The organism is Stenotrophomonas sp. P5_A9 (genome assembly GCF_056400525.1).
The window spans coordinates 1-25,210 of record NZ_JBFULC010000060.1; the positions used below are offsets into that span (position 1 = coordinate 1).

Sequence of the window (25,210 nt, forward strand, 5' to 3'; positions counted from 1 at the left end):
GTGCACGGCCGCCGGGCTGCTGAACACCACCCGCTGCGCATTCAGCGCGCGCGCCAGCTGTGCGCGGCTGGCCCCATCGTCACGGACCTGCAGCGCCCACGGCGACAACGCCACCACGCGTGCGCCCGCCGCCTGCGCAGCCCGCCGCAACGGCGCGTGCTGGCCGCGCGGGCGCAGCGAAATCAGGGTCCATTCCGGCACATGTGCATCACGGTTCATTGCGGGCATTATGCGAGCCCTTTGGCGTAGCGTTGTCGTGTCGATGTCCATTCCTGAATCCCTGTCCGTGCAGCTGGCCGACCTGCAGCATGTCCTGGACCGCATGCCGCCGGTGGCGGCCATGCAGATCCGCGTTGAATCCTATGCCGATGGCCTGCTCGACCTGCGCGCGCCGCTGGCGGCCAACGTCAACGACAAGGGCAACGCGTTCGGCGGCAGCCTGTCCTCGGCGCTGACCCTGTCCGGCTGGGCGCTGGTGACCCTGCGGCTGCGCCTGGCCGGGTTCGATGCGGACGTGTACGTGGCCGACAGCCATGTGCGCTATCTGGCGCCGGTCTACGAGGACCTGCACGCGCAGGCGCAGGCTGCCGACGAGGCCGATTGGGAGGGCTTTCTGGCTACCTTCGCCCAGCGCGGCAAGGCCCGCATCGGCCTGGTCGCCCGCCAGCCCGGCAGCGGCGGCAAGCCGGCGGCTGAACTGACCGGTCGTTTCGTGGCCTTCGCAAGGCGGTAGGATGGGCGCCTTGCCGATTGGGGAATTCGCATGCGTCGTACCTTTCAGATTCTGCTGCTGGCCTTGTTCGCGCTGACCAGCGTGACCGTGCTGGCGGCCGAGCAGAAAACCACCAAGAAGCAGCGCAAGGAACTGGAAGAAACCCAGGTCAAGTACGACTCCACCCTGCGCTGGGGCACGGTCGAGGACGCGCTGCCGTACCTGGATCCCGAATACGCCAAGCTGCACCCGCTGACCGACCTGGAACTGCGCCGCTTCGAGCAGGTGAAGATCTCCAGCTATCGCGCCGGCGACAACCTGCCGCTGCCCGATGGCCGGGTCGGCCGCAACGCCGAAGCCCGGGTGATCAACCTCAACACCCAGTCCGAGCGCGCGGTGCGGGTCAAGGAAATCTGGCGCTGGGATGCCGAGGGCAAGCGCTGGCTGCAGGCCAACGGCCTGCCCGACCTCTGGCAGGACCAGGACCGCTGAACCCCGCCCCGGTGGGGGCTGGACGCCGATTCGCCCGCATGTGCGACAATCGGCGCCCGCTTATCGACCCGTGATCTTAGTGAATTACGAAGAGTTGCTGGCATTTGCCGGCCGAAACCCGATGTTGTCGATGGCCCTGGTCGGCCTGACCGTGGCCATCATCGTCACTGAAGTCCGCCGCCTGTTCCGCGGCTTCAAATCGCTCAAGCCCGCCGAGCTGACCCACCTGATCAATGCTGGTGGCGCCGTCGTGGTCGATCTGTCTTCCAGCAGCGATTTCGAGAAGGGCCACATCGCCGGCAGCCGCAACGTGCAGCCTGCCCAGTTCGGTCCGGAGCACAAGCTGGTGGTCAACGCCAAGCAGAGCCCGGTCGTGCTGGTGTGCCGCACGGGCACCGCCTCGGAAACCGCGGCCAAGGCGCTGAAGAAAGCCGGGTTCGAACAGGTCAACGTGCTCGACGGTGGCATCCCCGCCTGGCAGCAGGCCGAGCTGCCGCTGGTCAAGGGCCGCAACTGATTTCTGCCGGATTGCGCCGCTCGCCTTGTGCGCGGCGCCACACGCCCCCATCGCAGGGCATGTAACAATCCATTCTTATTGCATTCATTCTTGGAGCTACAGGAAATGTCCGAAGAGACCACCAACGGCGCCGTTGCGCCGGCCGATGCCGCCACCGGCCCCGCGTTCACCGTCGAGAAGATCTACGTCAAGGACGTTTCCTTCGAGTCGCCCAACGCGCCGGCCGTGTTCAACGATGCCGTGCAGCCGGAACTGCAGCTCAACCTCAACCAGCGCGTGCAGCGTCTGGGCGAGAACGCCTTTGAAGTCGTGCTGGCCGTGACCCTGACCTGCAAGGCCGGCGACAAGACCGCCTATGTGGCCGAAGTGCAGCAGGCCGGCGTGTTCGGCCTGGTCGGCCTGGACCCGCAGTCGATCGACGTGCTGCTCGGCACCCAGTGCCCGAACATCCTGTTCCCGTACGTGCGTTCGCTGATCAGCGAGCTGATCCAGGCCGGCGGCTTCCCGCCGTTCTTCCTGCAGCCGATCAACTTCGAAGGCCTGTACTCGGAAACCCTGCGTCAGCGCCAGGAGCAGGGTGAAACCTCGCTGGCCGACTCCGAGCCGGCCGGCAACGCCTGATCGGCGCTGCTGTCGTATCGATGAGCACCAACGCAGACAAGATCGCGGTTCTCGGCGCCGGCTCCTGGGGCACGGCGCTGGCCAGTCTGCTCGCCCGGCACGGTCATCAGACCGTGCTGTGGGGGCGCGACGCGGCCATGGTCGAGGCCATCGACCAGCGTCACGAGAACACCCGTTACCTCCCGGGCATTCCCTTGCCGGCCTCGCTGCGCGCCACCACCGACCTGGCCGCTGCGGTCAGCGACGCGACCTGGATCCTGGTGGTGGTGCCGTCGCACGCCTTCGGTGAAACCGTGCGCGCGCTGGCACCATTGCGTCCGGCCGATGCCGGCGTGGCCTGGGCGACCAAGGGCTTCGAGCCCGGTTCGGGCCGTTTCCTGCATGAAGTGGCGCGCGAGGTCCTCGGACCGGACGTGCCGCTGGCCGTGGTCACCGGTCCCTCCTTCGCCAAGGAAGTCACCCTGGGCCTGCCAACCGCGATCACCGTGCACGGTGACGCGCCGGAGTTCGCCCAGCAGGTGGCCGACGCGATGCACGGCCCGGCGTTCCGCGCCTATACCGGTGACGACATGGTCGGCGCCGAGCTGGGCGGTGCGATGAAGAACGTGCTGGCCGTGGCCACCGGCGTCGCCGATGGCATGCAACTGGGCCTCAACGCCCGTGCCGGCCTGATTACCCGCGGCCTCAACGAGATGCTGCGCCTGGCCGCGGCGATCGGGGCCAAGCCCGAGACCCTGATGGGCCTGGCCGGGCTGGGCGATCTGGTGCTGACCTGCACCGGCGATCTGTCGCGTAACCGTCGCCTCGGCCTGGCGCTGGGACGCGGCCAATCGCTGCAGGATGCGGTGCGCGAAATCGGCCAGGTGGTCGAGTCGGTGCAGACCGCCGACGAGGTCATGCGCCAGGCCCGCCGCCACGGCATCGACCTGCCGATCTCCGATCGGGTGCGGGCGGTACTGCACGGCGAGCAGACGCCGGAAGAGGGATTGCGTGCCTTGTTGGCACGCGAGCAGAAGCCGGAATATCCGGACACGCTGTTCAAATGATCCACGAAGACCCCGGCCCAGTGCCGGGGTTTTTGTAGGTGGGCCCACCCCGGAAACGCAAAAACCCGGCACAAGGCCGGGTTTCTGCGTGGCGTACCGACGAGGGTGTCGCCATAGGGGGTAGAGCCGACCGATGGTCGGCTGCCGTCCGCAAAAAACACGGCGGCCTTGCATAAGTGAAGCCCGGCGTAAACCGGGCTTCATGGCGCAGGGGAGAGAGACCGCGCCATCCAACAACGTACCGCGGTGTTCCGGTATTACCAGGTGAAGCGCGGACCGACGAACCATTCCTTGTCGCCGCCCTTGGCCAGCTTCACTTCGCCAGCCAAGCCCCAGTTCTGGTTGAACTTGGCCTGGGCGCCAACGCGGCCGTAGAACTCGCCGTCCGGGTTGATGCCGTGCTTCTTGCTGTAATCCTCGTAACCGGCCATCACGTAGCCTTCGATGTTCGGGGTGAACGCGCTGCGCACGCCCACTTCGGTCGAGTAGCCGTTGAAGTCCAGGCCGTGCTTCGGATCGAACTTCTGGTAGGCCACGCGCGCCACCAGGTCGGTGGTCGGGGCGATGCCGTAGTTGTAGCCGACACCCACCTTCCACTGGTCCACGTCATTGCTGCCGCGCTTGGTTTCCTGCACGTTGTAGTCGCCAAAGACATGGAAGTTCGGCGCCAYGGCGACCGAGCCCTTCACCGCCCAACCGTCGGCGTCGCCACCCTTGGCGTCGGTGTTCACGTAGCCGCCTTCGACATAGTTGTACGACAGGCCATCGGTTGCCGAAGCAGCGAACGGCAGGGCAGCAAGCAGACCTAGGGCAAGCAAAGAAGTCTTCATATCGGGACACACCTTTAATTATTTTGGTTTCGTCGACCGCCCCTCCGGGGAGGGGAGAGAAGGACGGTCGACAGGTGTGAATTATCCGTTACGCGATCTAATCGACCCTGAATATTGAACTGAGCGGTATATGAATGAAGCGCGCGTTCAGGGAACTTGGCCGTCGCAGTCATAGCCGAGGTCTGTACAAAAAATCCCTAAACCGCACCGAGCGATGGCACGCGTCAGCGCAGCCGTGCTCTAAGCAGAGGCGAGGGCCAATGCAAGCTCGCGACCATTGCACCAAACGTATCAGGAAGAGGTTGATCCCCGTCTGGAGGGTGGGCCTGTAACACGCAGTTCTTCGAATCACTGTTCGGAGCGCCGGTGAACAATGAAGACGATTTGCTCGATCCTGTAATCCGACACTGGCTTCTGTCGGAGGCAACGCCCCGCGTCGGGGCTAAAGAGATCGAAGGTGCGTACCAGGCGTATACACGGGGAATGGCCGACTTCTACTAAGTCGGCTCAGGCAAAGTGCCGGAATGCGGCTGACGGCTAGCTTCTCCTATGCATCCTCACTGCAACTCCTGGAGTTTGCATCAGCGTGAAGCATGATGTGCGCCCAGAGATGGAGGACTTAGGGGTCTGCTTTTGGCCGGAAGCGGACACATGAAGCGGACAGCCTTATCGAGATGCACGCGTCCGCTTGCAGCCACGAGGAATCATTCTTTGGCACTGGCCAAACAGCTATGCGGCTGCAGTTTCAAACACCCATCAGCGGCTAACCTGCTTCATCGCAATTCCGAACGCATAGGATTCGAGTGGGACGTCCTCGCCGGGCGAATAGAACAGGACGCCGCCCTTCTCTTTGAAACCTTGAAGCACATCAAGTGCCAACGAGGAGGCAAGGCATAGGGCATGAAGCGAGCTGACCCCATGGGCGTCGTGGAGCTTCTTATAAAGTGGCAGTACCGCCACCGGACAAGCCCACTCCATAGGATCATCCCCGACCTGATATGGCGTACCAATCTGGATGTTGATCATGAACGCATCCTCATCGGGACGCTGCCCCCAGATCACTTCATTGGCAATAACCGAGTTCATCTTCGCCTTGTCTCACGACGCCAGGCCTTCCCAAGCGTCTTCGGTCTCTTGAAGGTTGCCATGGCGGACCGATGGTCTGCTATCGGCCTTGGGTTCAACCGGTCGACGCAACACACTGAAGACCAGCCGGCGTCCGCGTTGCCACCTCCCGCATTTCCGCACGAGGCGCCCGGAACAGGTGACGTAGCCTCGCGTGGGTATGCCAAGCTGCGCACCAATCTTGTTCGCAGTGTCCGCCCACGTTACGATCCGCCTGCCCCGGTTTACTGTTCTACCCCGCATCCATGATGGAAGCCCATGAGCGAACAGACTGCCATTCCCGTTTCGGTTGACACCGATTCCCACCAGGGCGAGTTTTACTTTCTGGAACCCAGTCGCTGGAATGACGGCATCGGGCACGGCCTGCAGTTTGCCAACGAAACGGTACTGTGCCGGCCAGGTATGCGCACGGTCGATCGTCCCAACGGCGATCCTGCCCAGTACCCCGAACGCCCTCATCTGGTGCATGTGCCGGCCGAAGGCGGACTGCCGCGCGATTTCGAGGTGTACGCCAGCATCTGGATTGTTTCGCAGGCCTTGAAAGACGTCTTCGATGCAGTGGACCGGCAAGGCTTTGCGTTCGCTGCGTGTGACTTCACGTTGGCCGATGGCACTCCCGGGCCGCAGTACTACCTGTGCGATGTGATTCGCGAACTCGATGCGCTTGATGCCCCGGCATCCCGGGTGAAGGTCACGCTGGAGCACGACTTCATCACCGACCAGGACGTGCAGTTCTACAGCATTGCCGGGGGTGCTTCGCTGGTGTTCAAGAAAGGGGTTGTAGGCGGCGCACACATTTTCCGCCAGCCCAACAGCGGGTTCGCCCCCATTTGTGATCGGACGATGTTCGACGCCCTCAGCCGCGCGACGTTGGACGGTGTACGACTGCGGGACGCTTCAGCGCTGTAAGACATCCATCCCTGAAATGGACTTCTGAGCGGGAGTTGACCGATGCCGGATACACCGGTTTTCCGTGGACACCACATCGTCGAGCAGGCCGCGTTCAAGGAGAGCCGGCTGCTTCAGGAGCTGGCCAAACGCGGCCTCTTCGACCTGCACGGTGAAGGCAATATCCTCAATTTGCCAGTCGACCGCGCATTGGCTGCAAAGATGGGTATTTCGCCTCATGGGGGCGGTCCGCTGGCCGGCTACTCGGACGAACTGGCCACCTTGCTCAGGGACCTGGAAAACACCCCCGACGGCAAGGCCACGCTGGGTGAACTGGGAACACCCCAACAACAGGCCGCGGCCGCCGAGCGCATGGGTGCTCGCGTAGCGAACCTCGACCATACCCTGCGGGCCGGCCTGGTGAACGGTGACCTGGTCACCAACGCGCCAGAGGGCATGTCGACGGATGTGGCCAACGCCAAGGTCCGAAGGTTCTTCGGTGATGTTGATGGATACCAGCGCGCGCACACCGAACAGATCAACGAATTCAAGGCCATGCGGCCGGACGAACTGCGCTGGCGCGCTGTCACCCAGTCCGAAGCCAACGTCACTCTGGCGCTGGAGGCGATTGAAAAGCCCAATGCTTCCGCGCTCAGCCCACGCTGGGGCGGTCGTGCATCGCTTGGCAACGCGATTGAAGAAGCCAACCAGGCAGGCCGTCTGCCGCTCGCAGAGCACACCGCGGCGAACGTTCGCAACGCCTTCAATCTTGAAAAACCGCTGACCGTCACGCGACCTGCGCTCAACCCCGGCCCTGGTGCCAGCGCGTCGGACGTGGCCGGTCATGTGGGAAGACCCAGCACCAGCGCATCGGATCTGGCCGGCAATGCAGGCAGGGCCGGTGCAACCGAAGGCGCAGCCAGCGAGGCGGCAGCCGTGGCCGCGCGCGGACGCCTCGGTGGTGCCGGCATGCTCACCGCTGCCGGGGTGGCTGCGTTGGCGGTGGACTTTGCGGTGACCGGCCACCGCGTGGCCGAGTTGCGCTCGCAGGGCAACCAGGCGGGCGCGGACTCGGCTACCACCCACTTCGTGGGACGTACCACCGGCGGCATTGCCGGTGGCGTCGGCGCGGGCTTTGTGTACGGGTTGATTGCCGGCTCGGAGACCGGCCCAGGTGCCCTGGTAACCGGCCTGGTGGGCGGCGTGGTCGGTGGGTTCGCAGGGGAGCACTGGGCGCAGCAGGAAGACAAGAAGACCGTCTACACCCAGGTGGACCGCAGTGGCAACGAATGGAGCCGTGACCCGGAAAAGCCCGATAGCCCTTGGGCCCGCACGGTGATTGCGCCCACGCCCGAAGGTGGCTTCCGCGAATCGCGGATGGTCGCCGGCGGGCGGCTGGTGGACGAGCTGAACTACAAATCGGCCAACGATGCCTATTCGCTGGGCCTGGCCAACCTGCCCGCGCCAAGAGATCCATTCCGCATCGATGCCAGTGGGGGACGTACCCCGCCGCCGGAGCCGTTTGAAACCAGCCGGCACTACGTGCGCAACCCGCAGAATGGCGAATGGCATCTCTCCATCCATGAGGTGATTGATGGGCGCATTCCGGTCGACCGCACGGTGGCGGTAAGCCCGGAACAGTCGGTGCAGCTGGAGGTGGACTCACTGCGCATCACTGCCCAGAACGCCGCCAACACGCCCGAAGCACTCACCGCCCGCTACCAGGTAGCGTATGAGCAATACGGCTGGCGCGACTTCGCCAACATTGAACCCATACCGGAGGTGATCACCAACGCCCAGACCCAGCCGCTGCCGTTGATGGCCTCGGACGGCCACCCCTACACGCTGGGCGGCGATGGCCAGTGGACAACCCCCGGCACGCTCTACGGCACCAACACCGCTGAAGGAAACCTGCAGGAAGAGCTGAACCGCACTCGCCAGAGCCAGGAGGCGGGCGTGCAAGACCTCTTCACCATGGCCCAGATTGCCCGCGACAATCCCACCCCCACCGAGTTGGGCCTGCGCGGCCAGGTGATGTCGGGCTACCGGGCCGCCGGCATTGCCCGCACGCCCGAAGAGATTGACGCCGCCGTGGACGCGGTGACCCAGGACCACGCACGCGACATGCTCGAGCGCATGCCGTACTACCTGCAGGTGGAGAAGGATGGTTCGTTGGTTGCCCTGGCCGGCAAGGATGACGAGCCGATGGAGATCAAATCCGTAACCACCCAGGAAGAGATTGCACAGGCACAGGCCCGCCGCGCAGCTGCTCAGCAGGCGCAGCCACCGGCCAACGTGATGCCCACTGTCCCCGGTACGCCTGCGCCCGCACCGAGCGCACCTGTGCCGCACGGCACTGCGCCTGCCACGCAGGACAAGGTTGACGTTGATCGCCGCCACGGCATGGCCCCGCGCCCGGAAGACGCCGGCTTGGTGGAGCAGTTGCGCTCCTCTGTGGTCAGGCTGGATGAAAGGCACAACAAGCCGTGGGACAGCAGCAGTGATCGCCTGCTGGCGAGCGCTTACCGGATTGCGGCCGAAGCCGGGTTCGAGCCCGGCGACAGGGTCGACATGGCGTTGAGTGAAGCGACCGAAACACGCACCGCCGGCAGCACCCTGTTCGTGATGCGTTCCGGGCCAGGTGCGTCGCCGGACCCGGCGGCAAACCGGGCGCATATGCCGACGCAGGAGGCGTTGGCGGCCGCGCCCGAGCAGCAGTATGCGGCGGCCAACCAGAGCCGGGCGTCGCAGCAACAGGATCGTGTGCAGGAAGTGGCGCAAGCGCAGACCCAGGACCAGCAGCAGGAGGAGCAGACGCGGCAAGGGCCGAGAATGGCGTGACGCCGATGTTCGACCAAACCCACCACGGTGTAAGACCCATTTCCATGCGCAATCCGCGCTGCCAGCCATGCCCCAGTCCAGGCGTCCTCAGCGGCCGGCGGACGCTTCCGGCACCTTGCCCGGGAATGCCACCAGCGCGGCCACCTGGCAGTACTCCACCGCGGCCATGAACGTGGTCGGCACGTGGTCCTCGGTCTGCTGCACGGTGCGCATGCTGTCGATCGGTTCCACGATCGCCGGGAAGTCCTTGCTCTGTTCGTCCACGACGCGGTTGAGCCGGTCGATCAGCGGGCTCTTGTAGTCGAAGCCGGGGGCGACGATGCACAGCTGCGTGCCCGGGCGTGCGGCAATCTCACGCATGGCGGTTTCGAACGCGTCGGCGTTCGCGTCGTCGTCGGCCTGGAGTTCCAGATTGGCCGACTCGCCGGTCACCCGGTAATACACGCTGCCGGGCCGAAACAGGAACGTGTAGAGGTGCGCGCCCTCGACCTTGCCGGTCTGCGGCGAGCGCTGCCGCTGGCGTTCGCTGCGCAGCGGGGTGGAACCGCCGTCTGCCAGCAGTTGCCGCGCGGTGATGCCGCAGCCCTGGCCGTCGGTGCCGAAGGAGACTTCGTAGTCGGTGCCCGGCTCGGCGGTGAAGGACAGCGACGGGCCCGGCGCGAAGCGCAGCGCATCGCGCGATTGCCCGGCGCTCGCCGCGACGGGAACGCAGCGGCGGTTGTAGCCCTGGAAGTTGGCCGTGACCGAGATCCGTTGGCCCGGTACCAGCGCCACCTCGCGGTAGAACGGCTTGGCACCGAAGCCGGTGTTCTCGTTCAAGGTGCGCGTGGCGAACGAGGCGGGCATGCCGATGGCCACGTTCTCGTTCTTGCGGGCCATGGAGAACAGCGCGCCCACCGGGGTGATGCTGTGGGCCGACTTGCCTTCCACCCTGACCAGCTCGCCCTTGTCCGAGGTGCCGATGGCGGCGGTATACAGCGACAGGTTCACCAGATTGCTGCCGAACAGGCGGATGCGCGGCGGTTGCTGGAGGTTGGGCGTGGTCACCGCAGGGGTGGGGGCATCCTCGGCCAGGGCCGGGAGTGCGGGCGCCAACCAAAGCGCGAGCAGCGCGAGGCGAGGGGTCATGGGGATCTCCGTGTCGGTCCAGGCGCCTCATGCGCCGTCTGGCAGGGAGTAGCGGCCGTGGGAAAGGGATCTTGAGCGCGGATGGATCTTGCGCCCCTATCCCTAACGCTGTTAGATTCGCCCCCTAACACCGTTAGGCAGGTCCGACAGTGCGTCAACCGATCGCGCGCGAAAACATCGTCGAGGCGGCCTTCCGGATCCTCGACGAGGCCGGCCTGGAGGGCATTACCCTGCGCAAGGTGGCCTGTTCGCTGGGCATCCGCGCGCCTTCGCTGTACTGGCACTTCAAGAGCAAGCAGGCGCTGATCGATGCCATGGCCGACGCCATGATCGGCGACGTCGCCCGTGAGATGCCGGCCGGTCAGCCGTGGCGGGACAGCCTGCTGCAGATCGCGCGCGAGTTCCGGCGGGCGTTCAAGGCGCGGCGCGATGGTGCGCGTGTCTACGCCGGCACTTTCCTGGCCACCGAGAACGTGCTGCGGGTGGGCGAGGCCAGCATCGCCGCCCTGGTCGGCGCCGGTGCGCCGGCGCGCTTTGCCGCGACCACCTCGATGGACCTGGTGTATTACACGATGGGCTTTGTCATCGAAGAACAGTCGTGGCCTGGCGACGGCAGCATGGAGGCGCTGGGCGAGGCGTTCATGGCGCTGGCCGAGCAACGTTTTCCGCATTGCTGGCTTGCCCGTGATGTGTGGAGCGAGGTCGATTTCGACACGCGCTTCGAACAGGGGCTGGGCCTGATGCTGGATGGCATCGCACTGCGCCTGTCCCACGACGCCTGATTCCGTCCTCTCAATTTCCCCGCTGTTCCGACCCGGAAAGCCTCTCGATGCGTGCAACCCACTTCCGACGTTTCTCCCTGATCCTGGTTGCCGCGCTGCTTACCGCGTGCGGCGGCAAGGACGACAAGGCCACCGCCGATGCAACGGCCGCCAGTTCGGCACTGCCGGTATCGCTGGCACCGGCGCAGCAGCAGACCATGGCGCGCACGGTGCTGGTCTCCGGGCCGGTCACCGCCTACGAAGAAATGCAGCTGGGCGTGGAGATCAGCGGCCAGCGCGTGACCGCATTGCCGGTGGACGTGGGCCAGTGGGTCAAGCAGGGGCAGGTGCTGCTGCAGGTGGACCACCGCACCCTGGACAGCGAGCTGGCGCAGGCCGATGCCTCGCTGCGGCAGGCGCAGGCTTCGCAGGAACTGGCGCGCATGAATTACGAGCGCAGCGCCAAGCTCGCCGCGCAGCAGTTGATCAGCGCCAGCAGCCTGGATGAGTTGCGCGCCTCACGCATCAATGCCGAAGCGCAGACCTCCACCGCACGTGCCGCGCGCGACGCGGCCAAACTGCGCCGCGATTTCGCCGACCTGCGCGCACCGGCCGACGGCCTGATTTCCAAGCGCCTGGTGCAGCCGGGTCAGGTGGTATCCGCCGGCACGGAACTGCTGCGCCTGATCCGCGATGGTCGCCTGGAGTGGCGCGCGGAGCTGCCGGAAAACCAGCTGGCCGATGTGGCCGTTGGCAACACCGTCGAGCTGCAGTACGCAGGCCAGGTGGTCAGCGGTCGCATCCGGGCGGTGACGCCGGGTGTTGATGGGCAGACCCGTACCGGCACCATCTACGCCGACCTGCCCGCGCCCGGCCCGCTCAAGCAGGGCATCTTCGTGGACGGTCGCATCGTCACCGGCGACGGCCCGGTGCTGACCATTCCGACGGCGGCGATCGTGCAGCGCGACGGCCACAACTACGTGTTCACCGTGAACGACAAACAGCAGGCGACGCGCCACCGCGTCGGCACCGGCCAGGCCGTGCAGGGCCGCACCGCGATCCTGGACGGGCTCAAGGCCGGCGACCAGGTCGTGGTGGACGGCGCCGGCTTCCTCGGTGAGGGCGACCGCGTGCGCGTGGTGACCGCGACCAAGGCAGCCGCGCGATGAACATCTCTGCCTGGGCGATCAAACGCCCGCTCCCTGCGCTGCTGATCTTCTTCGTGCTGTGCGTGGCCGGCCTGTGGGGTTTCCATCAGCTGCCGGTGGCGCGCTTCCCCGACATCGCCTTCCCGATGACCACCGTGACCGTCACCCAGCCGGGGGCATCGCCGAGCCAGCTGGAGGCCGAGGTCACCCGCAAGGTCGAGGACTCGGTGGCGACGGTCAACAACGTCAAGCGCGTGATGTCCTCGGTCACCGAAGGCGTCAGCACCACCACCATCGAGTTCCAGCTCGAGGCCGACCTGGCCACCGCGCTGGACGACACGCGCGATGCAGTCACCCGCATCCGCACCGATCTGCCGCAGGACATCCAGGAGCCGGTGATCTCCAAGGTCGATATCGGCGGTTCGCTGATGACCTACGCGCTGGTCGCTCCGCACATGACCACCGATGAGGCCAGCTGGTTCGTCGACCGCGACATTTCGCGCGCCATGTATGGCGTACCCGGGGTTGCGCGGGTCACCCGCGTCGGCGGCGTGCAGCGCCAGGTGCGGGTGGACCTGGACCCCAACGCGCTGATCGCCATGGGCATCACCGCCGGCGACGTGTCCCAGCAGCTGGCCCGCATCCAGGTCGAGCGTGCCGGTGGCAAGACCGAGGTCGAGGGCGCGCAGCAGACCATCCGCACGCTGGGCACCGTCGGTGACGCGCAGGCGCTGCGCGACTACTCCATCGCGCTGCCGGACGGGCGTGCGGTACGGCTGTCCACGCTGGCCACCGTGACCGACGCCGCCGCCGATCCGACCGAGGCCGCGCTGCTGGACGGCAAGGGCGTGGTGGCGTTCTCGATGTCGCGCACGCGCGGCTCCAGCGAGGTCAAGGTGGAAGCCGGTGTGCATGACGCACTGGACAAGATCAAGGCCGAGCACCCCGGTATCGACTTCCGCCTGGTCACCACCGCCATCGATGAGACCCACCGCTCCTACGATTCGTCGATGACCATGCTCTGGGAGGGCGCGCTGCTGGCACTGCTGGTGGTGTGGTTGTTCCTGCGCGACTGGCGCGCGACCTGGGTGTCCGCGCTGGCGCTGCCGCTGTCGATCATCCCGACCTTCGCGGTGATGTACTTCTTCGGCTTCACCCTCAACATCATCACGCTGCTGGCGCTGTCGGTGGTGGTCGGCATCCTGGTGGACGATGCGATCGTGGAGATCGAGAACATCGTGCGCCACCTGCGCATGGGCAAGCCACCGCTGGAGGCCGCGCGCGAAGCGGCCGGCGAGATCGGCAACGCGGTGATCGCCACCTCGCTGACGCTGGCGGCGGTGTTCGTGCCGGTGGCGTTCATGCCCGGCATCGCCGGCAAGTTCTTCCGCGAGTTCGGCTGGACCGCGGCCACCGCAGTGTTGTTCTCGCTGCTGGTCGCCCGCCTGCTCACGCCGATGATGGCCGCCTACCTGCTCAAGCCGCATGGCGAGGAAAAGCCGGAATCCCGGCTGATGACCTGGTACCTGGGCTGGGTGGACGCCGCGCTGCACCATCGTGGCCGCACGCTGTGGGTGGCCACCGGTCTGTTCGTGGCCTCGCTGGCGCTGGTGCCGTTCATCCCGGCCACCTTCATCCCGCAGTCCGACCTGGGACGCAGCAACCTCAACCTCGAGCTGCCGCCGGGCACGCGCCTGCAGGAGACCGTGGCCGTGGCCGAGCACGCACGCGCACTGCTCAAGGACATTCCCGAACTCAAGCAGGTCTACACCGCCGTCGGCAGCGTGCTCGACCTGGGCGACCCCGGCGCGACCGGTGTCGGTGAACCGCGCAAGGCCACGCTGGTGCTCGACTGGGGCACCACCGATACGCGGGAGCGCGACCAGCGCGTGCTCGAACGCGAGGCACGCAAGCGCCTGGCCGACCTGCCCGGCGTGCGCGTGAGCTACGTCAGTTCCGAGCCGGGCAACCTGCTGCAGCTGGTGCTCTCCGGTGACGACCCGCAACGCCTGCAGGACGCCTCCACCGCGCTGGAGCGCGATCTGCGCGGCATCCAGGGCCTGGGTAGCGTCACCTCGACGGCGTCGCTGCTGCGCCCGGAAATCCAGATCGTGCCCAATGCCGCGCGCGCTGCCGACTTGGGCGTGGCCACGGCCGACATCGCCGAAGCGGCGCGCATCGCCACCGCCGGCGATTACGAGCAGCGCCTGGCCAAGCTCAACCTGCCCGATCGCCAGGTGCCGATCCGGGTCGGCTTCGCCGAAGCCACGCTGGCCAACCCGGGCCTGATCAGCCAGCTGCGCGTGCCCGGCCGCTACGGCCCGGTGCCGCTGGCGGCCGTGGCCGACATCCGGCAGGGCAGTGGTCCCTCGCAGATCTCGCGCTACCAGCGCCAGCGCAACGTCACCCTTACCGCCGAACTCAACGGTCGCCCGTTGGGCGATGTGATGACCGAAGTACAGGCACTGCCGAGCGTCAAGCAGCTGCCGCCGGGCGTGACCTTCCTCAACACCGGCGATGCCGAAGTCTTCGTCGAACTGTTCATCGGTTTCATGCTGGCGATGGCGGCCGGGTTGATCTGCATCTACATGGTGCTGTTGCTGCTGTTCAACCACGCGCTGATGCCGATCACCATCCTCGCCGCGGTGCCGCTGTGTGCCGGTGGTGCATTCGGCGCGTTGCTGATCACCCAGAACATGCTCTCGCTGCCGGCGCTCATCGGCCTGTTGATGCTGATCGGCATCGCCACCAAGAACTCCATCCTGCTGGTGGATTACGCGGTGATGGCCGAGGACGAACACGGCATGAGCCAGCACGATGCGCTGATCGATGCCTGCCGCAAACGCGCGCAGCCGATCATCATGACCACCCTGGCGATGGGCGCGGGCATGATGCCGATCGCGTTGGGGTTTGCCGGCGACTCCAGCTTCCGTGCACCGATGGCCATTGCGGTGATCGGTGGCCTGATCACCTCCACGCTGCTCAGCCTGATCGTGATTCCGGCGGCCTTCACCGTGGTGGATGACCTGGGCAACTGGCTGTCGCGCAAGTTCCATCGTCGCCCGGCGCATCCGGTGGCGTGAGGCGAGCGACAGGCACGGCCTGTGGCGCGCCGCTCGCTTACCCGCGCAGTGCCTCGACCACCAGTGCGAATGCAGGGGAGTGCTGGCGACGGCTCGGGTAGTAGAGATGGTAGCCGGGGAACGGCGGACACCAGTCGGCAAGCACGCGCTGCAGCCGACCGTCCTGCAGGTGCGGCGCGAATTCCTCCTCCGGCAGGAACGCGATGCCCAGCCCGTCCAGCGCGGCCAGCACCATGTGCGGGGAGGAGTTGAAGGTCAGCTGGCCGTCCACGCGCACCTTGATCTCGCGGCCACGCCGCTCGAACTCCCACGCGTACAGCCCGCCCAACGTGGGTAGGCGCATGTTGATGCAGCGATGTCGGGTGAGGTCCGAAGGCGCCTTGGGCACACCGTGCTGTTCGAAGTACGCCGGGGTGGCCACCGCCGCCATGCGGATGGCCGGACCGATCGGCACGGCGATCATGTCCTTGTCGATGTTCTCGCCCAGCCGGATGCCGGCATCGAAGCGGTCGGCCACGATATCGCGCAGTGCATAACTGACATCGAACTCGATGCGCACGTCCGGGTAGGTGTGCATCAGCGGCATCAGCCGTGGCAGCAGCAGGGTGCGCAGCGGATGGTCGCCGCTGGTCAGGCGCACGCGTCCGGCTGGCTTGTCGCGCAGTTCGGTCAACGCATCCAGCTCCGATTCGATCTCATCGAAGCGATGACCAATCGCGGCCAGCAGCCGCTCGCCGGCCACGGTGACCGACACGCTGCGCGTGGTCCGGGTCAGCAGCCGGATCTGCAGGCGCTCTTCGAGCAGCTTGATTGCCTGGCTGAGCGCGGACTGGCTCACCCCCAGTACCCCGGCGGCACGGGTGAAGCTGCCTTCGCGCGCGACAGTGATGAAGGCGAGCAGGTCGTTGAGGGTGCGTCTGGCCATGCCGCAGTGTGCCACGGCGATTGATAAGCCTGGGTAATAGACCCATCCGTGATTGGACGTCTTATCGGGAGGAAGCCTGCCCCCGACAATGCCCCACCGAGATCGCCGATCCGCGGAGTTCCCCGATGAAGAAGATTCTGCTGCTGGCCGCGTTGCTGGCCAGCCCGCCGCTTGCCACTGGAGCCGACATGTCCCACGGAGCCGACAACTTCTATACCAGCGCGGCCGTGGCCGTGCAGAAGGTCACGTTCAACAACCAGTACGGGATGCGCGTAACCGGCAGCCTGTTCCTGCCGCGCGGGATGGACCGCACCACGCCGCATGCTGCGCTCGTGGTCGGTCACCCGATGGGCGCGGTAAAGGAGCAGTCCTCGACGCTGTATGCCACCAAGCTGGCCGAGCAGGGCTTTGTCACCCTGGCCATCGACCTGTCGTTCTGGGGCGAAAGCGGCGGTGAGCCGCGCAATGCGGTTTCACCGGACATCTACGCCGAAGACTTCAGCGCGGCAGTGGATTACCTGCGCAGCCAGTCCTTCGTCGACAGGGACCGGATCGGCGCGCTCGGCATCTGTGGCAGTGGCAGCTTCGTGATCAGTGCCGCCAAGATCGACCCGCGCATCCGCGCCGTGGCGACGGTGAGCATGTATGACATGGGCGCGGCCAACCGCGATGGCTTGGGCCACGCGGTCACGCTGCAGCAGCGGCGCGCGGTGATCGCCGCGGCAGCCGAGCAGCGCGACGTGGAGTTCGCCGGCGGCCCGACCCGCTACACCAGTGGCTCGGTCCACCACATTGATGCAACGTCCTCGCCCATCGAGCGTGAGTTCTTCGACTTTTATCGCACCCCTCGCGGTGAGTTCACGCCGGCGGGAACGACCCCGCAGCTCACCACCCACCCGACGTTGACCAGCAACGTGAAGTTCATGAACTTCTACCCGTTCAACGACATCGAGACCATCTCGCCGCGGCCGATGCTGTTCATCGCCGGCAGCCAGGCGCATTCGCGCGAGTTCAGTGAAGCGGCCTACGAACTTGCCGGCCAGCCCAAGGAGTTGCTCATCGTTCCCGATGCGGGCCACGTCGATCTGTACGATCGGGTCGAACGGATTCCGTTCGCTCGTTTGACGGCGTTCTTCCGGACCAACCTGCAGTGAGTGGCCCTGCATCCAGTCACACGGCAGCGGTCGCCCCCGTCGTCGCGGCGGCGACCGCGCGGCAGTGGGGGGCGGTGTTCGCGTTGTCGCTGGCCGCCTTCGCACTGGTGGCCTCGGAGTTCATGCCGGTCAGCCTGCTCACCTCCATCGCAAGCGATCTGCATGTCAGTGACGGCCAGGCAGGTCGGGCCATCGGCGTGTCCGGTGCGTTCGCCCTGGTCACCAGCCTGCTGGTGTCGCCGTTGGCCGGTCGACTGGACCGCAAATGGCTGCTGCTGGGCCTGACGTTGGCGATGATGCTGTCGGCCACGCTGGCTGCCCTGGCGCCCACCTACCCGATATTCATGCTGGGCCGCGCGCTGGTCGGCGTGGCCATCGGTGGGTTCTGGGCGATGTCGGCGGCCACCGCGATGCGCCTGGTGCCGGCCCACCAGGTGCCGCGTGCACTGGCCATCGTCAATGGCGGCAATGCGCTGGCAACGGTGATCGCCGCGCCGTTGGGCAGCTGGATCGGGGCGATGGTTGGCTGGCGCGGGGCGTTCCTGGCGCTGGTGCCGGTGGCGCTGATCGCGCTGGTGTGGAAGTTCCTCGCACTGCCTTCCATGCGTGCCGATGGGCATCGCGCGTCGTGGAATGTGTTCGTGCTGCTCAAGCGCCCGCCGGTGGCCTGGGGCATGCTCGCGGCCAGTCTGTTCTTCATGGGCCAGTTCTCGCTGTTCACCTACCTGCGGCCCTACCTGGAAACCCAGACCGGCGTGCCGGTGGGAACGCTGTCGTTGCTGCTGCTGCTGATGGGGGCAGCCGGCCTGGTCGGTACCTTCATGATCGAGCCGTTCGCGCGGCGTCGCCTGCAGGTGACGCTGATCGCGCTGCCACTGTTGATGGCCGTGCTCGCCGGGGTCCTGGCCGGCCCCGGCCGCGGCCTCGCCCCGACCGCCGCGTTGCTTGCCCTGTGGGGACTGCTTGGCACCGCCGCGCCGGTGGCCTGGTGGACCTGGCTGGCGCGCACGCTCCCCGAGGACGGCGAGGCGGCCGGCGGGCTGATGGTGGCGGTCGTGCAACTGGCGATTGCCGTCGGTGCCACCGTCGGCGGGCTTCTGTTCGACCAGGCCGGCCACCGTCCGACCTTCCTGGCCAGCGCAGCCCTGCTACTGGCGTCGATGGCTGCCGCGTGCCTGGCGGCGGTCGCTGCACGAGGCAGCGTCGCGCAGCACTGACCCGATCAGGCAGCCGATCGGGTCTGGTCGCCCGCCGCCGTCCATGCCCGCAGCCCCATCACCGCCAACCCGACGAACACCAGGTAAAGCCCGGCGGTCACGTCCAGCGATTTGACCAGGTACATGCCGACGTAGACGACGTCCACGAAAATCCACAGCCACCACGTGGCGATGTGCCGGCGCGCCTGCCACCACTGCGCCACCAGGCTGAGCGCGGCGAGCATCGCATCCAGCCAGGGCAGCGCGGCACCGGTCCAGGTGTGCATCACCGCACCGAGCGCGATGCCGAACACCACGCCGATGCCCAGATCGCGCAGCAGCTGCGCGCGTGCCAGCGGCGCAATCACGATCGCGCCGTCCTCCTGTGCGTGCCGGCGCCAGCTGAGCCAGCCGTACAGCAGGAACCCACCGAACACGACCTGCAGCAGCGTATCCGAGTAGAGTTTCGCCTCGGCGAAGACCACGCCATACAGTGCCACCGCCACCAGCCCGACCGGCCATGCCAGCATCCGCCGGCGTGCCATCAGCCACACGCCGAGCAGGCTGGCAACGACCGCCGACCACTCCAGGATCGCCGCGGCGTTCATAGCCCGAACGTCACCGACAGGCGCGCCTGGCGCGGCGCACCGGCGAACAGGTAGTAATCACCGGCACTGCTGCCCGTATCGCGCCAGTAGAAGCGGTCGAACACGTTGTCCACCGACAGGTTCCAGGTCACCGGGTGCGCGCGCAGGTCATGTTTGAAGCGCAGGCCGAGGTCGACCACGTGGTAGCCCGGTGCGCGCACATCGCCATCGACCGTAGCCACGTTGGACGACGCATAACGCCAGCCGCCGGTGACCGACAGCCCATTGGCGAAAGGCAACGCGTAATCGGCATGCACGCTGGCGCGCACCTTGGGCACGTTGACCAACGGATGGCCTTCGTAGAACGCGGTGCCGGTATCGCGCGCGCGCGCCTGCAGCGCGCTGACGCTGGCAGTGAGCACGAGCCCTTCGGCGACGCGACCGTTGGCCGTCAACTCCAGCCCGGTGTGGGTCTGCTGGCCCTCGGCGACGAAGGTGTAGCCGGCATCGCTGCCGTCGGGCCTGGCGTACTGGAACGGCTGCGAGGTACGGAACACCGCTGCGCCCAGGGTCAGCGCATCGGTGGCGGCGTACTTGACGCCCACCTCGGTCTGGCGCGACAGCACCGGCGCCAGGTACGCACCGTCGTTGGAGGTCCAGAACGGCGCCTCCTGGCCGAGCGCAATGCCGCGCACGTAGCTGGCGTAGACGTTCACCGCATCGGTGGCCTTCCACACCAGTGCGGTCTGCGGCAGGAAACGCGACAGCGTGCTGTGGCGCTCGGGATTGCCGCGCTTGTCGAAGGCGCGCTCGTCCAGGCGCACGAAGCGACCGCCGGCCAGCCACTGCCAGTCATTGCCCACCTGCATCCGGTCGAGCACGAACACGGCGGTCTGCGCGCTGTCCAGGCGGCGGACCGACGGGCCGGGCTGCAGCGGCGACGGTGCGAACACCGGCACGCGCGTGTCATTGATGTTGGCGGTGCCGACGTACTCGTTGACGTTGCGGCGCTTGTCCACCGTGCGTTCGAAACGATCCACGCCGAGGGTGAGGTCGTGGCCCACGCGCCCGGTGTCGAAGCTGCCGCGCAGCTCGGCGCGCCCCTCGAGGTTGCGACGGGTGTCGTCAGGGCTGCGGTAATCGTAGATGTCGTAGTCGCCATTGGGGGCGAAGTAGTTGCCCGGCACACTGCCGTCGGCACATTGCGCGGCGTAATAGCAGCCGTAGGCGAAGGCCACGTTGTCATCGATCACCGAACGGCTGTAGCTGGCCGACACGCGTGTCTGCCACTGCGCGTTGATCTGGAAGGTATGCAGGGCAGTAAGGTTCGTGCTGTCGATGCCGACCGGCTGCTGCCACGGCTGGTAGCCGAGCATGCGGGTGCGGTCCACGCTGCGGGGCAGCGTGGTTGCGCCGAGTAGCTGGTAACCGGAGGCCGAGCGCTGCGCGCTGGTCTGGTAGCTGGCATCCACCTCGAGCCTGCTGCGGTCGCTGATCAGCCAGTCGGTGGCCAGCGCATAGAAGTTGCGGCGGCCGTCGGCATGGTCGATGTACGACGTGCTGTCATCCCACGCCGCGTTCAGGCGCACGCCGAAGCGCGGCGTCAGCCAATGGCCGACATCCACCGCCGCGTAGCGCGAGCCTTCCGAATCGGTGCCCAAGGTGACGTTGCGTACTTCGGTGGGCCGCTTGCCGACGTAGTTGATGATGCCGCCGGGCGCCATCACGCCCGCGGCCAGGCCGGCTTCGCCCTTGAGGATTTCAACCTGCTGCACATTCTCCAGCGCCAGGCGCTGCTCGCCGGCGATGGACAGACCGTTGAAGCGGTAGCCGGTGGCCGTGTCCAGCGGAAAGCCGCGGATGGCAATGTTCTGGTAATACCCGACCGGCGCGTAGCTGTCGCCCAGCGCGGCATCGTTGCTGGCCAGCTCGGACAGCGTGCGCACCTGGCGGCTGTCCAGCAGCGTGCGATCGAGCACGTTCATCGACGCCGGCGTGTTCTTCCAGTCGCCGCTGCCGAAGCTGTTGGACTGGATGGCGGGCGTCACCGATTGCCGCGCCTGCACGCGCACGGCGGCAAGTTCGGTCGGGGTACGGTCGGCGGCATCGGGTGCGGCGTCGCTGGCGTGCAGCGGCAGGGCGGCGCACAGGGCAACGGTCAGCAGGGCAGGGCGGTAGCAGCGGTTCATTCGATTCGTCATCAGCCAGAAGAGACGAAGCGACGGCGCGCGCGCAGCGACCCGTCCGGTCGTTGCGCCCACTGCACAAAGCTCCCTACGCCGGTATCAACCGGATCAGGTTCCAAGGGACTCTCTCAGCCTGGCTTCGCCAGGCACCCCCGCTTCGGCGACTATTTCACCACAACCGGTACGGTTTTGCCCGCCCTCGCTCAGGCGGCGGCGTGCAGGGCCGCGAGCAGGGCCTGCCCGTCGGTGCCCTTGAACCAGTCGGCGTGGCCCAGCAGGAAGGTGTGGTAGGCCACGTCGGCGTTGGCTGAAGAGCCGGTGACGCCTTCGAAGTACTCCACTTCGGACAGGGCAAAGTCCAGGTGCACGATCGGCAGCAGATCGGCGAGCAGGTGCACGCGCTCGGCCGACAGCGGCAGCACGTCCCGATAGCCCTCAAGCAGGGCCAGCGCGATCGGCACGCGTGCGGCGGGGGCCGGTGCGTCCACGTCCAGCCAGGCAACCGCATTGCGTTCGATGGCCGTGGCCAGGTCGAACAGGGCGCTGGTGGGCGAGGCCAGCCCGAAGTCGAGCACGCTGGCCACCTCCATGCCGTCGCCCGACGCGCGCCACAGCAGGTTGGAGACGTGCCAGTCGTTGTGCGTCCACAGCCGCGGCTCATCCTGCAGGCGTGCGGCCAAGCCGGCATGCCAGGGCAGCACCGCGCGCTGCAGGTCGTCCTGCCAGGTCTGTCGCGCCAGATACGCGGCCAGGCCGGGGCGAACGTGGAGATCGCGCGCGATCATCGCCACCGGGTCGGCGCTGCGGATCAGGTCGTCACGCGCGACCAGCAGGTGCGTGTCGCGCTGCGGGCCTTGGTAACCGGCCGAGGCCTGATGCAGCTGTGCGAGCACGCGGCCGGCTTCGCGCGCCTGCGCGGCGTCGGTCAGTGGTGTCCAGGAGGGGGCGTCGCGATACAGGTCGTGGCCGGGTGCAAGGGCGTGCAGCTCGTAGGTCCAGCCATCGTGTTCGACCGCGGTGCTGCCATCGACCGCGCGCAGTACCTGCACGACCGGTATGCCGGCGGCGGCAAGGTGGGCGATGAAGCGATGCTCTTCGCCCAGCACCTGCGCACTGCGTACGCTGGCGTGGTGACGCTTGACGAAGACCGGTCCGGCCGCAYCGCTCTCGACGATGGCCGCCGCCGACAACGGGCGTGGGCTATGCCACAGCAGGCGGCCGTGGCTGCCAAGCTGCGGATACCGGTCCTGCAACCAGGCGATTTCCTTGTCGGTGATCGCCGGCCAGTCGGCAACGACCGTATCGTTGTCGAGGCCCTGGACGAGGTGGGTGTCGGTGTTCATCGGGACGCGGTCGGACGTGCGCTGCGGCGCGGGGGGGAGCGCTAGGGTACCGCGTGCGTCGGGTGTCCATGCCGTTGCGCAGCGCGTGCCTGGAACGCAGAACGGGCGGGTCATCGACCCGCCCGCTGCGCTGTCGTCCATCAAGCGGCCGCTTCAGCCGGCCGTCGCGCCCGCTTTACCAGCCGCGCCCATGGCGACGATCCCAGTCGCGGCGATCGCGCTGTTCGCGCTCCCAACGGGCGCGGTCATTGCGGCGGTCGTAACCGCGGTCGTAGCCGTAGCGGCGGTCATGACGGCGATCATCATAGCGGCGGTTGTCGTAGCCGCGATCGTAGCGGCGGTCACGGTTGTCGCGGGTGGTGAGGTTGCCGATGGCACCACCGGCAACCGCGCCGCCGACCGTGGCGGTCGGGTCGCCGTTGGAGATAAGGTGACCGGCCACGCCGCCCACCACCGCGCCCACGACCGTGCGCTTGTCCTTCCTGGACATTGCGCTGGCATCGCTGATGGTGGCCAGGCCGGCGGTCAGCGCCAGGGCCATGGCCAGGCCACGAAAGCTGAGTGCGGAAATGTTGAGCATGTTCGGTTCTCCTGTCGGGTGCTGGCTACCAAGCTGGGGTTCCAACATTGTCGGAACATTGCCGCCTGGGTGAGGCCAGAGTGCGTATTCATATAACGGCAGGGCGTCTGAAGCGGTGCTGAAAAATGCATGACCTGCGCATGAACGATGGCGGCCGTTGGGGTTTGGCCGCCGCTGACCGCACAGCCAACGGAGCGCAGACAACAAAGGCGCTTCTCTCCACTGGAGGGGCGTGTCTTGTTCCGCGTGCTTTAGGCGGTGGCGCACCGCTACGTGCGTACGGATGCAAGCGTCGTGCGTCGTGCGGGGTTGTCGCGAGCGTGGGGGCCCCGTAGCGGCCGGTAGGCCCCTGGCGCAAATGTCCCCCGGCCGCTGGGCGGCCTCCTCCTTGATTTTGCCCAGGGGCCTACCGGCCGCTACGGGGCTCGGCTTGCGGTGCGCAGGCAGAAGCAAGGCTTTTTTGGCGCTGGTCGGTGGATCGGGCGCTGGGGCCCCATGCCCTTGGAGGCGAAATAAAGGAGGAGGCCGCTTGCGGCCGGGGGACATTCGCCGGAAAGGGTATGGGGCCCCAGCGCCCGATCCACCGACCGCCGCGCGAGAAAGTTGGCAGCGCGCTTCGTGCTTGCCACGCAGATGAGAGAACAAAAAAAAGAAGGCCGCGCGAGCGCGGCCTTCCGTGGGCTTCCTTCCCGGTGGGCGTCCTGCCCGATGAAACTCAGTGCCCCATCGCCTTCTGGGTCTGGCGCACCTGCTCCTGCTGGGCCTGCTGTGGCTCGTGCAGCGCGGCGCTGGTGGCGGCAAGCGACTGCGTTTCCGCCGCGCCCTTCTCCACGTGCGCACGCAACTGCACCGGATCGCCGGTGCCCCCTTGCACCGCGAACAGCAACTGCCCGTTGGTGCTGGGCACCACCGCATCGATGCGCTGCAGACCGGCCGCCTTGGCGTCCTGGGTCAGCGCGCCGGCGGCGTTGAGCAGCGACTGGCGGTCCTTGAAGGTCCCCGCCTCCAGACCTTCCATGCCCTTGACCGCCTGTTCGAACATCGGGTTGTTGGCATGCCGCGGATCGCTCAGCAGCGGCTTGTCGCGTGCTTCGCCGATCGCGCCCAGGGTCTTGGCCCCGACGATGCCGTCGACCCCCAGCCCGTTGTCGCGCTGGAACGCGCGCACCGCATCCTGGGTGTTGCGGCCGAACTTGCCGTCCTCGGTCAGCGGCTTGCCATCCCCGCCGACGTAGCCAAGCTTGTTGAGCTCCTCCTGCACATTGCGCACCGCATCGCCCTTGCTGCCGTCCTTGAGCAGCGCGCCATGGGCGGCGTCGGGCTGTGCGTTGCCGTGCTTGCCCGGCGCTTCATGCGTCGCCGCACCCTGCCCCTGCACGCGATCCTGCGTGTGGCTTTCCAGCAGGTGGCGGCCCTTGGACAGCGGATCGGAAGCATAGATCTTCCAGTTCGGGTGGCTCTCCACCTGCTTCAGGTACTCCTCCACCGGCATGGTGTGCACGCCCTTGCTGCCGGTGGACTGGCTGATCAACAGCTTGTCGGTGTTCGGGTCGCGCACCACCATCACGATGTGGTCGATGCCGTTCCAGTGTTCGTGCTTGGTCTTGGCTGTATCCAGCCCGATGACCATGCCTTCCTGCAGGGCACCGGGCTTGGCGATGCCGGCGCGGTCGAGCAGCACGCCCGATTCCTTGTAGGCGTTCTGCACGATGGTGCCCGAGCCGGCATACCCGAGCTTGATCTTGTCCGCGTCGGTGTAGACCTCATGGCCGGCCTTGCGGTTGATCTCGTCCTGGGTCTTGTTCTGCAGCGTGCCCACCCAGCCGGAACAGTCGATGTAGCCCTGATCCACGTTCTTGCCGGTGACGCCGTTGCCACGGTAATACTGGCTGGACGCAATATTGATCGCGTACTTGACGTCGTCGTACTGCACGCCGGCGTTGTAGGCCGCATCCAGCTTGATCCCGGGCTTGTCCTGGCCAGCAGCGGCGGCGACGGCGGTGGCACCCACGGCCGCTGCGCCAGCGACGGCCGCGGCGGCGCCGGC

Annotated in this window: 21 protein-coding genes, 1 pseudogene and 1 riboswitch; of the genes and pseudogenes, 12 read left to right on the plus strand and 10 right to left on the minus strand. The window is 66.9% G+C overall.

The annotated features are described in order from the left end of the window. Nucleotides 1-219: pseudogene (locus AC1DR7_RS16475) on the minus strand (uroporphyrinogen-III synthase); the annotation flags it as partial. A 43-nt stretch (nucleotides 220-262) separates the two neighbouring features. Between AC1DR7_RS16475 and AC1DR7_RS16480 the strand changes: the two are divergent. The 5 genes from AC1DR7_RS16480 (at nucleotide 263) to AC1DR7_RS16500 (ending at nucleotide 3,388) form a co-directional block, all read left to right on the plus strand. Next, nucleotides 263-733: a YiiD C-terminal domain-containing protein gene (locus AC1DR7_RS16480; protein WP_256776782.1), complete on the plus strand. Its 471-nt coding sequence runs from the start codon at nucleotides 263-265 to the stop codon at nucleotides 731-733. 30 nt (nucleotides 734-763) lie between these two features. Then, nucleotides 764-1,204 (plus strand): hypothetical protein, encoded by a 441-nt coding sequence (locus AC1DR7_RS16485; RefSeq protein ID WP_256776783.1) that lies wholly within the window; start codon nucleotides 764-766, stop codon nucleotides 1,202-1,204. A gap of 79 nt (nucleotides 1,205-1,283) precedes the next feature. Beyond that, entirely contained in the window at nucleotides 1,284-1,721 is a 438-nt protein-coding gene (locus AC1DR7_RS16490) for a rhodanese-like domain-containing protein (RefSeq protein WP_256776784.1), read from the plus strand. Between the two features lie 105 nt (nucleotides 1,722-1,826). Continuing rightward, the gene (gene secB / locus AC1DR7_RS16495; protein ID WP_256776785.1) at nucleotides 1,827-2,342 is read left to right on the plus strand and encodes a protein-export chaperone SecB; all 516 of its coding nucleotides are present in this window, start codon (nucleotides 1,827-1,829) and stop codon (nucleotides 2,340-2,342) included. A gap of 20 nt (nucleotides 2,343-2,362) precedes the next feature. Beyond that, entirely contained in the window at nucleotides 2,363-3,388 is a 1,026-nt protein-coding gene (locus AC1DR7_RS16500) for an NAD(P)H-dependent glycerol-3-phosphate dehydrogenase (RefSeq protein ID WP_478051509.1), read from the plus strand. 257 nt (nucleotides 3,389-3,645) lie between these two features. Here the strand turns inward: AC1DR7_RS16500 and AC1DR7_RS16505 are convergent, their stop codons facing one another. Then, the gene (locus AC1DR7_RS16505) at nucleotides 3,646-4,218 is read right to left on the minus strand and encodes an OmpO family porin (protein WP_478076557.1); all 573 of its coding nucleotides are present in this window, start codon (nucleotides 4,216-4,218) and stop codon (nucleotides 3,646-3,648) included. Between the two features lie 756 nt (nucleotides 4,219-4,974). Further along, on the minus strand, nucleotides 4,975-5,304 hold the full coding sequence (locus tag AC1DR7_RS16510) for a hypothetical protein (protein ID WP_256775298.1): 330 nt from the start codon (nucleotides 5,302-5,304) through the stop codon (nucleotides 4,975-4,977). 297 nt (nucleotides 5,305-5,601) lie between these two features. On the opposite strand from AC1DR7_RS16510, the gene AC1DR7_RS16515 reads away from it, so the two are divergent. Both AC1DR7_RS16515 and AC1DR7_RS16520 read left to right on the plus strand, forming a co-directional pair. After that, the gene (locus tag AC1DR7_RS16515) at nucleotides 5,602-6,252 is read left to right on the plus strand and encodes an imm11 family protein (RefSeq protein ID WP_478051510.1); all 651 of its coding nucleotides are present in this window, start codon (nucleotides 5,602-5,604) and stop codon (nucleotides 6,250-6,252) included. A 42-nt stretch (nucleotides 6,253-6,294) separates the two neighbouring features. After that, nucleotides 6,295-9,072 carry an XVIPCD domain-containing protein gene (locus AC1DR7_RS16520; RefSeq protein ID WP_457318376.1) on the plus strand — a complete coding sequence of 926 codons (2,778 nt, stop codon included), beginning with the start codon at nucleotides 6,295-6,297 and terminating at the stop codon, nucleotides 9,070-9,072. Between the two features lie 87 nt (nucleotides 9,073-9,159). On the opposite strand, the gene AC1DR7_RS16525 is transcribed toward AC1DR7_RS16520, so the two are convergent. Beyond that, nucleotides 9,160-10,200, minus strand: coding sequence for a hypothetical protein (locus AC1DR7_RS16525; protein WP_457318377.1), 1,041 nt, complete (start codon nucleotides 10,198-10,200; stop codon nucleotides 9,160-9,162). A gap of 149 nt (nucleotides 10,201-10,349) precedes the next feature. Here AC1DR7_RS16525 and AC1DR7_RS16530 point away from each other — a divergent pair, with 149 nt between their 5' ends. The 3 genes from AC1DR7_RS16530 to AC1DR7_RS16540 are packed head-to-tail and all read left to right on the plus strand — an operon-like array spanning nucleotide 10,350 to nucleotide 15,192. Further along, the gene (locus tag AC1DR7_RS16530; protein WP_457318378.1) at nucleotides 10,350-10,982 is read left to right on the plus strand and encodes a TetR/AcrR family transcriptional regulator C-terminal domain-containing protein; all 633 of its coding nucleotides are present in this window, start codon (nucleotides 10,350-10,352) and stop codon (nucleotides 10,980-10,982) included. Between the two features lie 47 nt (nucleotides 10,983-11,029). Further along, nucleotides 11,030-12,130, plus strand: a complete 1,101-nt coding sequence (locus AC1DR7_RS16535) for an efflux RND transporter periplasmic adaptor subunit (protein WP_457318379.1) — start codon at nucleotides 11,030-11,032, stop codon at nucleotides 12,128-12,130. Continuing rightward, nucleotides 12,127-15,192, plus strand: a complete 3,066-nt coding sequence (locus tag AC1DR7_RS16540; protein ID WP_478052574.1) for an efflux RND transporter permease subunit — start codon at nucleotides 12,127-12,129, stop codon at nucleotides 15,190-15,192. Before AC1DR7_RS16535 ends, AC1DR7_RS16540 begins: the two co-directional genes overlap by 4 nt. Nucleotides 15,193-15,229: 37 nt before the next feature. Here the strand turns inward: AC1DR7_RS16540 and AC1DR7_RS16545 are convergent, their stop codons facing one another. Next, nucleotides 15,230-16,117: a LysR family transcriptional regulator gene (locus AC1DR7_RS16545; protein ID WP_256775292.1), complete on the minus strand. Its 888-nt coding sequence runs from the start codon at nucleotides 16,115-16,117 to the stop codon at nucleotides 15,230-15,232. Between the two features lie 125 nt (nucleotides 16,118-16,242). Here AC1DR7_RS16545 and AC1DR7_RS16550 point away from each other — a divergent pair, with 125 nt between their 5' ends. Next, on the plus strand, nucleotides 16,243-17,271 hold the full coding sequence (locus AC1DR7_RS16550) for an alpha/beta hydrolase (RefSeq protein ID WP_457318381.1): 1,029 nt from the start codon (nucleotides 16,243-16,245) through the stop codon (nucleotides 17,269-17,271). After that, nucleotides 17,268-18,488, plus strand: a complete 1,221-nt coding sequence (locus AC1DR7_RS16555; RefSeq protein ID WP_457318382.1) for an MFS transporter — start codon at nucleotides 17,268-17,270, stop codon at nucleotides 18,486-18,488. Before AC1DR7_RS16550 ends, AC1DR7_RS16555 begins: the two co-directional genes overlap by 4 nt. A 5-nt stretch (nucleotides 18,489-18,493) precedes the next feature. Here the strand turns inward: AC1DR7_RS16555 and pnuC are convergent, their stop codons facing one another. The 5 genes from pnuC to AC1DR7_RS16580 form a co-directional block, all read right to left on the minus strand. Beyond that, the gene (pnuC, locus tag AC1DR7_RS16560) at nucleotides 18,494-19,075 is read right to left on the minus strand and encodes a nicotinamide riboside transporter PnuC (RefSeq protein ID WP_256775289.1); all 582 of its coding nucleotides are present in this window, start codon (nucleotides 19,073-19,075) and stop codon (nucleotides 18,494-18,496) included. Then, entirely contained in the window at nucleotides 19,072-21,243 is a 2,172-nt protein-coding gene (locus tag AC1DR7_RS16565) for a TonB-dependent siderophore receptor (RefSeq protein ID WP_478076558.1), read from the minus strand. The genes pnuC and AC1DR7_RS16565 overlap by 4 nt, the downstream gene beginning before the upstream one ends. A gap of 65 nt (nucleotides 21,244-21,308) precedes the next feature. Then, nucleotides 21,309-21,404, minus strand: a riboswitch (TPP riboswitch). 39 nt (nucleotides 21,405-21,443) lie between these two features. Beyond that, complete coding sequence (locus AC1DR7_RS16570) at nucleotides 21,444-22,583, minus strand: phosphotransferase enzyme family protein (protein ID WP_457318384.1); 1,140 nt, start codon at nucleotides 22,581-22,583, stop codon at nucleotides 21,444-21,446. A gap of 175 nt (nucleotides 22,584-22,758) precedes the next feature. Continuing rightward, nucleotides 22,759-23,163, minus strand: a complete 405-nt coding sequence (locus AC1DR7_RS16575) for a glycine zipper 2TM domain-containing protein (protein WP_256775286.1) — start codon at nucleotides 23,161-23,163, stop codon at nucleotides 22,759-22,761. Between the two features lie 715 nt (nucleotides 23,164-23,878). Then, a partial coding sequence (locus tag AC1DR7_RS16580; RefSeq protein WP_478076559.1) for an XVIPCD domain-containing protein occupies nucleotides 23,879-25,210 on the minus strand: 1,332 nt, incomplete at its 5' end.

Coding starts and splice junctions, on each gene's coding strand:
- AC1DR7_RS16480 (WP_256776782.1), top strand. CDS start 263: ATGTCCATTCCTGAATCCCTGTCCGTGCAGCTGGCCGACCTGCAGCAT.
- AC1DR7_RS16485 (WP_256776783.1), top strand. CDS start 764: ATGCGTCGTACCTTTCAGATTCTGCTGCTGGCCTTGTTCGCGCTGACC.
- secB (WP_256776785.1), top strand. CDS start 1,827: ATGTCCGAAGAGACCACCAACGGCGCCGTTGCGCCGGCCGATGCCGCC.
- AC1DR7_RS16500 (WP_478051509.1), top strand. CDS start 2,363: ATGAGCACCAACGCAGACAAGATCGCGGTTCTCGGCGCCGGCTCCTGG.
- AC1DR7_RS16510 (WP_256775298.1), bottom strand. CDS start 5,304: ATGAACTCGGTTATTGCCAATGAAGTGATCTGGGGGCAGCGTCCCGAT.
- AC1DR7_RS16515 (WP_478051510.1), top strand. CDS start 5,602: ATGAGCGAACAGACTGCCATTCCCGTTTCGGTTGACACCGATTCCCAC.
- AC1DR7_RS16520 (WP_457318376.1), top strand. CDS start 6,295: ATGCCGGATACACCGGTTTTCCGTGGACACCACATCGTCGAGCAGGCC.
- AC1DR7_RS16525 (WP_457318377.1), bottom strand. CDS start 10,200: ATGACCCCTCGCCTCGCGCTGCTCGCGCTTTGGTTGGCGCCCGCACTC.
- AC1DR7_RS16535 (WP_457318379.1), top strand. CDS start 11,030: ATGCGTGCAACCCACTTCCGACGTTTCTCCCTGATCCTGGTTGCCGCG.
- AC1DR7_RS16540 (WP_478052574.1), top strand. CDS start 12,127: ATGAACATCTCTGCCTGGGCGATCAAACGCCCGCTCCCTGCGCTGCTG.
- AC1DR7_RS16545 (WP_256775292.1), bottom strand. CDS start 16,117: ATGGCCAGACGCACCCTCAACGACCTGCTCGCCTTCATCACTGTCGCG.
- AC1DR7_RS16550 (WP_457318381.1), top strand. CDS start 16,243: ATGAAGAAGATTCTGCTGCTGGCCGCGTTGCTGGCCAGCCCGCCGCTT.
- pnuC (WP_256775289.1), bottom strand. CDS start 19,075: ATGAACGCCGCGGCGATCCTGGAGTGGTCGGCGGTCGTTGCCAGCCTG.
- AC1DR7_RS16565 (WP_478076558.1), bottom strand. CDS start 21,243: ATGAACCGCTGCTACCGCCCTGCCCTGCTGACCGTTGCCCTGTGCGCC.
- AC1DR7_RS16575 (WP_256775286.1), bottom strand. CDS start 23,163: ATGCTCAACATTTCCGCACTCAGCTTTCGTGGCCTGGCCATGGCCCTG.